The 1,343-nt window shown below is 56.7% G+C and carries 2 protein-coding genes; both read left to right on the top strand.

Features of this window, described 5'->3' with window-relative positions:
* Window positions 1-344: 344 nt before the first annotated feature.
* A complete protein-coding gene (locus tag HMPREF9538_RS32610; RefSeq protein ID WP_009485093.1) occupies window positions 345-773 on the top strand; it encodes an antirestriction protein in 429 nt (142 codons plus the stop codon).
* A 44-nt stretch (window positions 774-817) separates the two neighbouring features.
* Window positions 818-1,324: an antirestriction protein ArdA gene (locus tag HMPREF9538_RS13990; protein ID WP_009485092.1), complete on the top strand. Its 507-nt coding sequence runs from the start codon at window positions 818-820 to the stop codon at window positions 1,322-1,324.
* Window positions 1,325-1,343: the final 19 nt, after the last annotated feature.

The following is a 1,343-nucleotide window of genomic DNA, read 5'->3' as shown; positions in this document are numbered from 1 at the left end:
TTCCGCTTTTCTCCCTGTGGTCGAAAAACGGGGGGAGAAACCCTGTATTCAACCTCCTGCATCGCGACGGGTAGTGCCGTGCCTTCACTTTAGCCCGGCTGCTGCAGATGCAAGGGTTCGCTGACGCCGCCATCCTCGCCCGGTCGCAGTTTTTTTTTGATGCTCGCCGTTCTTCCCGTCGTTTTCTCGCTCAGGTTTCGCTCGAAAACCGTCCAGACCCGCTTCGCGCTTTATCTGCGCTGCGGCCTCCGGTGTCGCCCCTGCATCTTCCGCTTTCCGCCGGGCTGACGTGTCGGCACGGCACAACCCGGTGCCGCAGTCCATGTGATTACGGAGGTTTTACCATGCAGTATGTGACAACACGCCCCGTCCTGAATGTTGAAGAGTGTGACCGCCTGTCTTTTATGCCCTACCTGTTCGGCACGGATTTCATGCTCGCAGAATTGCAGGTGTATGCGCTGGCGAAACAATGGATGCCTGAATACAGCAGTGAGTTCTGGCATTTCATCCGGCTGCCAGAGGGCGGCGGTTACATGATGCCGGATTGTGGCCGGGTTCATCTGGTCAACAGTGAAAACTGGTTTGATCGCCCGGTCAGCGCCGACGCGGCGGGCATTATTCTGACCAGCCTGGCGATCAATCGCCGTCTGGCGGCCCATCATGACAGCAGTAACCCGGCACTGACCCGCCTTTATATGCTGCGTGATGCCCAGCTCTGGAATCACATTACCCTTCACCCGGAATGCAACGCCATTTACGCCGCGCTGGACTGATTAACGACCGGGGCGGCCATGCCGCCCCGCCGGGAGACGAAAAAATGAATTCATCCATCACCACTCCGGCCATCTACGTGGGCACGTATCACCAGTACAACAGCGGCAGTATTTTTGGCAAATGGTTTGATTTAACCGATTTCGACGACGAAGACGAATTTTATGACGCCTGCCGGGCGTTGCATGCCGCCGAGGATGACCCCGAGTTTATGTTTCAGGACTGGGAAGGGATCCCGTCTCAGTTTGCCTCTGAATCCTCTGTTAAGTGGGCGTTTATCGAGGCATTCCGGCAGGCGCAGGACGAAGGACGCGCCGCCGCGTTTGTGGCCTGGGCGGAATATACCGGCGAGTGCGACTATGACGCCTTTGATGATGCGTATTGTGGCGAGGCTGAAAGCGAGGAGGATTTTGCTTATGGCTTTGTGGAGGATCACGGCCTGTTAAACGAGGTGCCTGAATCCCTGCGCGTCTATTTCGATTATGAGGCTTACGCGCGGGATCTGTTCAGCAGCGGCTATGTCTTCCATGAAGGCTATGTATTCAGCAACTGATTACTATCCGGCGGGGGGG

Origin of the sequence: Klebsiella sp. MS 92-3 (genome assembly GCF_000195655.1) — a bacterium.
Lineage (GTDB): Bacteria > Pseudomonadota > Gammaproteobacteria > Enterobacterales > Enterobacteriaceae > Klebsiella > Klebsiella pneumoniae.
Note: the sequence above shows the minus strand (reverse complement) of the source record. Positions and strands in the feature narration are given on the sequence as shown.

What these genes read in the sequence shown, in the direction of transcription:
- HMPREF9538_RS32610 (WP_009485093.1), top strand. Translation starts at nt 345, where the DNA reads ATGCAGTATGTGACAACACGCCCCGTCCTGAATGTTGAAGAGTGTGAC.
- HMPREF9538_RS13990 (WP_009485092.1), top strand. Translation starts at nt 818, where the DNA reads ATGAATTCATCCATCACCACTCCGGCCATCTACGTGGGCACGTATCAC.